This is a genomic window from Colwellia marinimaniae (assembly GCF_002207865.1).
Taxonomy (GTDB): domain Bacteria; phylum Pseudomonadota; class Gammaproteobacteria; order Enterobacterales; family Alteromonadaceae; genus Colwellia; species Colwellia marinimaniae.
In genome coordinates this window covers 1-8,915 of record NZ_BDQM01000056.1, presented here as the reverse complement: position 1 = coordinate 8,915, position 8,915 = coordinate 1, and the positions used below count along the sequence as shown (strand labels likewise).

Annotated in this window: 6 protein-coding genes and 3 tRNA genes; 7 read left to right on the top strand and 2 right to left on the bottom strand. The window is 38.8% G+C overall.

Annotated features, from left to right (window positions below):
- The first annotated feature begins 194 nt into the window (after positions 1–194).
- Positions 195–1,256, top strand: coding sequence for a DNA polymerase IV (gene dinB / locus MTCD1_RS17615; protein WP_057179901.1), 1,062 nt, complete (start codon positions 195–197; stop codon positions 1,254–1,256).
- A 74-nt stretch (positions 1,257–1,330) separates the two neighbouring features.
- Here dinB and MTCD1_RS17610 read toward each other — a convergent pair whose 3' ends face one another.
- Together MTCD1_RS17610 and MTCD1_RS17605 are read right to left on the bottom strand one after the other, a co-directional pair.
- Positions 1,331–2,539, bottom strand: coding sequence for a carboxypeptidase-like regulatory domain-containing protein (locus tag MTCD1_RS17610; RefSeq protein ID WP_088568984.1), 1,209 nt, complete (start codon positions 2,537–2,539; stop codon positions 1,331–1,333).
- A gap of 13 nt (positions 2,540–2,552) precedes the next feature.
- Complete coding sequence (locus MTCD1_RS17605) at positions 2,553–3,821, bottom strand: hypothetical protein (protein WP_057179903.1); 1,269 nt, start codon at positions 3,819–3,821, stop codon at positions 2,553–2,555.
- A gap of 689 nt (positions 3,822–4,510) precedes the next feature.
- On the opposite strand from MTCD1_RS17605, the gene MTCD1_RS17600 reads away from it, so the two are divergent.
- The 6 genes from MTCD1_RS17600 to MTCD1_RS17575 all read left to right on the top strand — a co-directional run bounded on the left by MTCD1_RS17600 (position 4,511) and on the right by MTCD1_RS17575 (position 8,915).
- On the top strand, positions 4,511–4,720 hold the full coding sequence (locus tag MTCD1_RS17600; protein ID WP_057179904.1) for a regulatory protein RecX: 210 nt from the start codon (positions 4,511–4,513) through the stop codon (positions 4,718–4,720).
- A gap of 74 nt (positions 4,721–4,794) precedes the next feature.
- The gene (gene alaS / locus MTCD1_RS17595) at positions 4,795–7,425 is read left to right on the top strand and encodes an alanine--tRNA ligase (protein WP_057179905.1); all 2,631 of its coding nucleotides are present in this window, start codon (positions 4,795–4,797) and stop codon (positions 7,423–7,425) included.
- A 451-nt stretch (positions 7,426–7,876) separates the two neighbouring features.
- Entirely contained in the window at positions 7,877–8,074 is a 198-nt protein-coding gene (csrA, locus tag MTCD1_RS17590) for a carbon storage regulator CsrA (RefSeq protein ID WP_057179906.1), read from the top strand.
- 365 nt (positions 8,075–8,439) lie between these two features.
- Positions 8,440–8,531: transfer RNA gene (locus tag MTCD1_RS17585), tRNA-Ser, on the top strand.
- 166 nt (positions 8,532–8,697) lie between these two features.
- Positions 8,698–8,774 (top strand) — tRNA-Arg (locus MTCD1_RS17580).
- A gap of 64 nt (positions 8,775–8,838) precedes the next feature.
- Positions 8,839–8,915 (top strand) — tRNA-Arg (locus MTCD1_RS17575).

Here is an 8,915-nt window from a genome sequence, read left to right as displayed (position 1 = left end):
GAAAGTAATGCAAAGCTTAATAAACAGGAAATATTAATCGCTGCCTATGGGTGACAACAGTGTTCTACAACAGAGCCATTAATTTAGTTCAGCTGTGGGGTTAGCAACAAGTTAGCCACCAGACAATGCACTTGCTAAGCCAGATTAAAATGGTACACTGTTTTTATATACAGTTGTTTGGCGGTAGGTGTTAAATGAGTAATCAGCGAAAAATAATTCACATTGATATGGACTGCTTTTATGCCGCCGTTGAAATGCGAGATTTTCCTGAGTACCGGAATATCCCACTGGCAGTGGGAGGTGATGGCCCTCGTAGCGTATTGTGTACCAGTAACTATCAAGCACGCCAATTTGGCGTTCGTGCTGCCATGCCAGCTATCAAAGCAAAACAACTTTGCCCCGAGCTTAAAATAGTCCATGGCCGTATGGATGTATACAAACAAATCTCTAAAGATATAAGAGCAATATTCTCTCGCTATACCGACCTTATTGAACCTTTATCCCTCGATGAGGCTTATCTTGATGTTACTGATGCAACTATGTGCCAGGGCAGTGCCACGCTCATTGCTGAAAAAATTAGAGCCGATATCTTTAATGAGTTAAATTTGACCGCATCGGCCGGCATTGCGCCCAATAAATTTTTGGCTAAAATAGCCAGTGATGAGAATAAACCTAATGGCCAATGTGTCATTACTCCAGATAAAGTGTCGGCTTTTGTCGAACAATTATCGTTAAAGAAAATACCCGGTATTGGTCCTAAAACCTTTGCCAAGCTCAATCGCCATGGTTTTGTAACCTGCGCGGACGTACGCCAAAGCAATATAAGAGCATTACAAAATATTGTTGGTAAATTTGCTAATAGTTTGTATTTAAAAGCTCATGGGGTCGATAATAGAGCTTTAGAGGTCAGCCGACAGCGAAAGTCACTCGCCATTGAAACAACTTTAGCGCAAGATATTAATAGCCAAGATGAGTGCTTGCTGGTTATTGAGTCATTATATCAAAAACTATTAACTCGATTGGCACCGCACAGTAATAGGGAGATCATTAGGCAAGGGGTAAAACTAAAGTTTGCTGATTTTAATCAAACCACGGTTGAGACCCAGAGTAATGAATGTCAGCAAGCCCTTTTCCATAGTTTATTGTCAAAGGCATATGGTAGAGCAAATAAACGCGGTATCCGCCTTGTTGGTTTAACCTTAGGTTTTGCGGACGAAAAAGACAACAATGCTCAACTGACCCTACCTACTTTTTAAACAAAAAAGTCAGTAGTAATAGACTACTGACTTTTGTTTTGCTATATCACATTTTAAAACTATCTAGTAAGAATTTATTGCCAAATTAACGTGCCCCATTTGCCATTATCCCAGTCTGTCGAGTTTGCAATAATAACGATAACATGCGCTAACTCTTCTTCAATGGCTGATAAATCTAAATTATCACCAGTTAGGTCAATACCAGTATTAGTAATTATAGTTATAATTACTCCTGCAGTATTTCGGGCCGTTGCAATTAACTCTTCAGTGCTTAGATCTGCTACTTCATCGGAAGTGACAATATTAACAATGTCATCAAGTAAATTATCGACAACATTTTGAGAGACTGCGTCTGCAATTGTAATATCGATAATATTATCGCTAATTACAACATCGGCAATTATTTCAATAAGCCCTGCAGTTGCTGCTATTTCTTGCTCAGTTGTTAAGCCACTCGCTTCAACTAAGCTGATAACGCCTTCAACAATTTCTTGAAAAGTTATCACATCAGTTAATTGAGCTGCAATAGTTGCATCGATTTGTTGTAAATTAAATATTTCTTCAATATTGCTTTCTGTCCCTTTTACTAAAGCTAGATTAGTGGCCACTGAAATAATAAATTCAGCTGAGTCTAATAATGTTGCCTCTGCTTCGGCTGCTTGAGCAATAAAGGTCGCGACATCAGTAGCTCCAGCCAGTTGAGAAATACTATCAAGTAGCACATCAGCAACTGAAGCCTGAGTATCAAAATCGTTGTCATCAGATTTAGCAATAAACGTATCAGAAGAAAAAGCATCATATTGAGCACCCGCACCAAATAAAGATGTTACCGCTTTTTGACCCGCTGTCGCCACATCACCTGCTGAGATGGCCGATAAATCAGTATCAGCTAAAAGTGTATCAGCAACGTAGGTGGTTATCGGGTTAACATTAGCAATAGTCGCATTAGGATCATCAACAATAGCACTGAGTTTTTCACCGTCTGCTGTGATTACGCTAATGAGCACTGGCGTTGGTAGTTCCCCATCAAACTCAATGGAGTAATTACCATTGGCATCAGTCACCGCAGTTACTTCAATGGTATTACCATCTTTACCAGTAACTACAATGTCAGCCCCAGCAATGGCAGTACCGATGGCGACAGTACCGAACAAAGTAACCATAGTAGGCTCGACAATGACCTTATCATCCTCAATAACAACCACAGGATCATCTGATGAACCGCCACAGCCTGTTAATACCATGGCGAACAGAGCATACGAGAATATTTTTAGTATTTTCATTATGTTTCGCTCGCTATTGTGGTTGGTTTAGGTTGTCGAAAATGTTATATAATGCTTGGTTCCAAGCCGCTTTATCAGCACAGTTAGTTGAGTCATCAACAGTAGAACCATCAAATTTCTGCCAACCGTCAATATCTAAGCTTGAAATACCGTGACAATTGAATGATGAAATAGCAGCATCCGTACCTGAATCAAAAGTCGCTGTTGAGTTATGTAAATTAGTAATACCTGTAATATTCGCAAAGCCTTCAGATCTTATTGTCGAGTTCTCTAAATAGATATCGCCGGCTAAATTTAATGTGCCAGCATTTAAATAGGAACCGTTTACCATATGAATATTACCGGTTAAATTGAGTGACAAATCTGCATATGGAGATATCCAATTAACACCGCCATTTAAGTACAGTGCTTGACCACTACCGCTGTTAATCGTTACGGTACCTTGCTGATTAACTGATACTCCGGTACGCAGCACTATACCTTCAGTTGAATTGACTGTGGTCTCACCGAAGAAGCGGATAGTGCTGTTATTACGGGCAAAAATGCCAATTTGTGCACCGTTTATCTCCACGTTCGAGAAGTAAACTTGAGCGCCTTCTTGTACTACCACAGGAATTGAACCTGTTCCTGCGGCATTAATAGTGACATTGGTAATACTTCCATGACCATTTCTTGAAAAGAATACCGCGCCATATTCATTCTCACCTGTAGTGACATTTACGTCACTTAAATACAAACCACCACCTTGGCCAGCGATCAAAAAGGCTTTGCCTGTTTGATCATTAGGAATAATTGAAGCACGGTTTTCTGGATCAGCAGAATTAATGCCAATTGTTTGATCTGATACTTGTATTCCGCCATTATCAGTATCGTCACGATAATCATAAATATCCCCATAACAATTACCCGTAAGGGTAAAGTTAAGCGTGCGATAATTTACATGCTTATGATACGCAAGTTGTAACGCTTCTGGCTTATCAGTACAGTCAACTTCAACATCAATTTCACCATTAACTAATATATCCAAAGGGGAACCATTAGCAGCACTTTCAATTGTTGTTAATTTCGCTTCTATTGTAGCTATGGAAGTACTATTTAAAGTTGATTTATCATTAATAGCAGTAATTGAAGTGGTATTTAAACTAGCCTTATCATTTACATGAGTGAAATTAGCATTCACATTCGCTGCTTTTGCGGGTGTGCCAGCGATAAAAGTATGAGGGACTTGCTCTGCATTGGCAAAAACAGGGGCTAAGACTAACAAGGGTAGTAATCTTTTCATGGATATTCCTTTTGATTAAAGCAAAATAAACAGCAGTGTTACAATTTGTAACCGTGACGGGAGAATACATATAAATAGTACGTATGTCTATTTATCTTGGGGTGGGTTTTTTTGTAGGTGTTATATTGTTTTTGCAGAATATTGAAATTTTACCTAGCTTCTTTTAGTAAAAGTTATTGCGCTATTGTTAGGGAAAAAAATCTAAAAATCTAAAAAGATAAAAACATAAAGTGGTACCTTAATCATTATCTAGAATAGAGATAAAATACTTTATCAATAAAATCCCTTCACCTATCTATTAGTAAAAGTCCCTTTATTTATTCAGTTGCATTTGAGGTAAAGAATGCGATCGCCTTAAACTAAAGAATTTTGTAAATTGTTTATTAGCTAGATAGCTTGTGATGGCATTAGTACTAATTGAAACAAGGCTGATGCTGAGGAATAAATAAATACTCTATTGCGCTGTTGGAATTCATCAATACGCGATGACTCAACAAAAAAAATTCGACAAGTGCTAAAAAGAACTCTTGATAGCAGGAATTTCAATAATTCTAGAGTATTTAATTGAATAAAATAATTTAAGTGATGTGCGCTTTTCTGCCCATCGCTGTCGGTACCAAGCTAACCCTGGTTATGGCCGGTTTTACATTGTCAATGAGTTGGAACAAAAGCTCGTCTGCACAACAATTATGCAAAAATTGGCTGAAAGTTGCGAAATTGATTGGTATCTTCAAGCCGAGCTTGCGTATAATAAGCGCTTTGGCGCCAAGTACTCTATTGATGAAACCATTAAGAGCAAGCTTGATAAAAAAGCAGTACAAAAACAATGCGCCAAAAAGAAGCGTTTCTTACAATACCGCGCTTATGTCAGAGATAATATTTTTGCGGTATTAGACTGAATTCAGCATGTAGAACCATAATTAGAATAAACCCAGAATTTACATAGACCTAAATCGATTTACTGAGTATCCCCATGATTAAAAGCACCGCCGAAGTCCGTCAGGCATTTTTAGATTTCTTTGCCACCAAACAACATCAAATAGTTAAAAGCAGCTCATTAGTACCAGGGAATGATGCCACGTTATTGTTTACCAATGCCGGTATGGTGCCTTTTAAAGATGTTTTTCTAGGCGCAGAAAAGCGTAGTTATACCCGAGCAACGTCAGCACAACGTTGTGTACGCGCGGGTGGTAAACATAATGATTTAGAAAATGTCGGCTATACCGCCCGTCATCATACCTTTTTTGAAATGATGGGTAACTTTAGTTTTGGTGATTATTTTAAAGAGGAAGCGATCAGCTATGCTTGGGAGTTTTTAACCGTTGCGTTGGGCATACCAAAGGAAAAATTACTGGTCACTGTTTATGAAAATGATGCCGAGGCTTTTGCTTATTGGAAAGATGAAATAGGTATTCCAGTAGAAAAAATAATTTGTATAGGTGATAAGTCTGCAGATAAAAAGTTTGAGTCTGATAACTTTTGGTCTATGGGCGATACCGGACCTTGTGGTCCTTGCTCTGAAATATTTTATGATCACGGCGCAGATATCTTTGGTGGACCTCCAGGCTCTCCCGATGAAGAAGGCGATCGTTTTATCGAAATTTGGAACATAGTATTTATGCAATATAACCGTCAAAGTGACGGTACTATGGAGCCATTACCTAACCCATCTATAGACACAGGTATGGGGTTGGAGCGTATTGCTGCCATTATGCAAAATGTGCATAGCAACTACGAAATAGATATTTTCCAAGCGTTAATTAAAGATACTGCAGCGCTACTTGGTTGTAGCGATCTTGAACATAAATCTTTACGGGTAATTAGTGATCATATACGTTCATGTAGCTTCTTAATTGTTGATGGCGTAGTCCCATCAAATGAAGGCCGTGGTTATGTACTGCGTCGTATCATTCGCCGCGCGATTCGTCATGGCCATAAATTAGCAGCGAAAGGGCATTTCTTCCATAAAATTGTAGCTTCTTTAGTTAGCCAAATGGGTGAAGCTTACCCAGAGTTAGTGCAGCAACAAGGGACTATAGAAAAATTATTACGTATAGAAGAAGAGCAATTTGGTCGGACCTTAGACCGTGGCATGATTTTACTAGAAGATATTCTTAGCAATTTATCGGGCGATACCATCAAGGGTGATGATGTCTTTAAATTATATGATACCTATGGTTTTCCTATCGATTTAACAGCAGATATTGCCCGTGAACGTCAGTTGAAGGTTGATCATGACGGCTTTGATAAAGCAATGGCGCAACAACGTAAACGGGCTCAAAAAGCGAGTCAATTTGGTACTGATTATAATCAGCAGCTTAAATCTGATCACAAAACTGCTTTTAAAGGTTATGACAATGATTCATATTCTGCGACCGTGGTGGAATTATTCAATAACCAAGACCAAGAGCCAGTACAGCAATTAAATTCAGGTGAGCAGGGTATTGTCATTCTAGATCACACGCCCTTTTATGCAGAATCAGGTGGCCAGGTAGGTGATAGTGGCTTATTGCACCTAGATGGCGGAGTATTTGAAGTAACTGATACCGTTAAATTAGGTAATGCCTTTGCTCATAGAGGGACTGCGCGGACAGATATTGGTTTAAATCGACGGGTAAAAGCGGAGATTAATGTTGAACGCCGAGCCGCTATTATTAAAAACCATACCGCGACCCATTTATTACATGCCGCATTACGAAAAGTATTAGGTGAACATGTCACGCAAAAAGGTTCATTATGTGAGAGTGATAAATTACGCTTTGATTTTTCTCATTTTGAAGGTGTTACTGCCGAAGAATTACATGCGGTTGAGCAAATGGTTAATGATGAAATTCGTCGTAACCACTCTAGGAAAACTGAGTCAATGTACATCGAAGCAGCTAAAGAAAAAGGTGCCATGGCACTCTTTGGTGAAAAATATGATGATGAAGTACGTGTGGTAACTCTGGGCGATTTTTCAATAGAGTTATGTGGCGGTGTCCATGTTAATCGAACGGGTGATATTGGTTTATTAAAAATTGTTTCTGAATCGGGTATCGCAGCAGGTATTCGTCGTATCGAAGCGGTTACTGCTATTGGCGCGCTTGCTTTTATTAATCAACAAACCGCCTCTTTAACAAATATTGCCGCGCTGGTTAAAAGTGATGTGGCTAATGTTACTAGCAAAGTAGAGCTACTGGTTGGTCGCTCTAAGCAGCTTGAAAAGGAAATCGGGCAATTAAAACAGGAGCTTGCTGCACAAGCAGGCTCTGATTTAGTTAATAACGTGATTGAAATTAATGGCGTTAAAGTGCTAATTGCTGATTTAGGTGGAGTAGAGAGTAAAGCACTTCGCGGCATGGTTGATGAACTTAAAAATAAAATGCAATCAGGTGTTATCCTGCTTGCCACCGCTAATGGCGCTAAAGTGGGCTTAATTGCCGGCGTAACAAAAGATTTAGTTGGCCGAGTTAAGGCGGGTGAGTTAGTTAATATGGTGGCGCAGCAAGTGGGTGGTAAAGGTGGCGGACGTCCCGATATGGCGCAAGCGGGTGGCAGTCAACCGGAGAATATTACCCAGGCTCTGGCAAGTGTGTCGGTATGGTTGACAGAAAAATTAGCTTAAATGTTAGCTAAAATAGCTAGTAGCAATTAACTGTTAGCTTAAAGGATATAAAAAGGAAGCATTTGCTTCCTTTTTTGTTTTCATTTGATGTTATAAAAATGTTATTTTTTACCTCTAACTGCAATTGTTTTGTTATTGCTGACAAAAAACAACCAAAATATTGCAATTGATCACAGTATTGGCAGTAAAATTAGACTATAAAAGTATTCAAGGATGTGGAAATATTGCTAAAATATGAACGATAGATGTAGTAACAAAGTTATTTGTTGCTTATTATCTAAGGTTCATTGAAAACTATCATCGGATATGGTGTTTTTAGTGAATAATGACTTTTTATCGAAAATTGACTATTAGTTAATAGTGGATGGATTAAAAAGTAACTAATTTTAATATATTACTAGCTTATATATATTTATTTAGTGATCTCACTTTAAAGAATAAGGAAGAAAACATGCTTATATTGACACGACGCGTAGGTGAAACATTAATGATTGGTGACGAAGTCACCGTAACTGTTTTAGGCGTTAAAGGAAATCAGGTAAGAATAGGTGTTAATGCGCCAAAAGAAATCTCAGTACATCGTGAAGAAATTTACATGCGTATCCAAGCCGAAAAAGGTGATGCTGAAGTTTCAGGCAATAAAGTCTAACCGTTCACTTATTATTAAGTGGATTATTAGAGTATTGGCAGAACATCGTTATGTATAATGTTATATATGACTGCTAAAAAAAACACTGCTAAGGCGGTGTTTTTTTATCTCTACGCTTGGTAAATGATTAAAAAATAGTACAATTGCATGAATTGTCAGCAAACAGTGATTTATCCTAAATAAAGGCTAGAAATTGTTTGACTTATTTTTAGGATCCATTATTATTCGCCCCGTTGGAGAGGTGGCCTAGTTGCCAAAGACACTTACCTGCTAAGGGAGTATCTGCTTAAACCCAGATTGAGTTGTTTTATCTAACGTTTATTGTTTAATAAACATTAGAACTTGAAGATGAAAGGTAAAATATTGGTGAGGTGGCCGAGTGGCCGAAGGCGCTCCCCTGCTAAGGGAGTAACGGCTTTAAATCCGTTCGAGAGTTCGAATCTCTCCCTCACCGCCATTTTTATCTTATGATAATTAATGGTTGTGAAGAACGAAAGTTCACTATCTTTAGGCTAAGATATAAAACATAGTTTATCAGGGCTTCAGCCGGATAGGTTATATCTGCTGGCTAAGAACTAGGTTAAAATATCGATAAGTAACGATATAAAACATAACTTAATTGAGGGCGCGTAGCTCAGCTGGATAGAGTACCTGGCTACGAACCAGGCGGTCGCAGGTTCGACTCCTGCCGCGCCCACCACTTTCTTTACGTGGTAAAAAAAAGAAGAGCAGCTATTGTTAAAGCTGGATAAAATTTATACTATGGGCGCGTAGCTCAGCTGGATAGAGTACCTGGCTACGAACCAGGCGGTCGCAGGTTCGACTCCTGCCGCGCCCACCA

Coding starts and splice junctions, on each gene's coding strand:
- dinB (WP_057179901.1), top strand. CDS start 195: ATGAGTAATCAGCGAAAAATAATTCACATTGATATGGACTGCTTTTAT.
- MTCD1_RS17610 (WP_088568984.1), bottom strand. CDS start 2,539: ATGAAAATACTAAAAATATTCTCGTATGCTCTGTTCGCCATGGTATTA.
- MTCD1_RS17605 (WP_057179903.1), bottom strand. CDS start 3,821: ATGAAAAGATTACTACCCTTGTTAGTCTTAGCCCCTGTTTTTGCCAAT.
- MTCD1_RS17600 (WP_057179904.1), top strand. CDS start 4,511: ATGCAAAAATTGGCTGAAAGTTGCGAAATTGATTGGTATCTTCAAGCC.
- alaS (WP_057179905.1), top strand. CDS start 4,795: ATGATTAAAAGCACCGCCGAAGTCCGTCAGGCATTTTTAGATTTCTTT.
- csrA (WP_057179906.1), top strand. CDS start 7,877: ATGCTTATATTGACACGACGCGTAGGTGAAACATTAATGATTGGTGAC.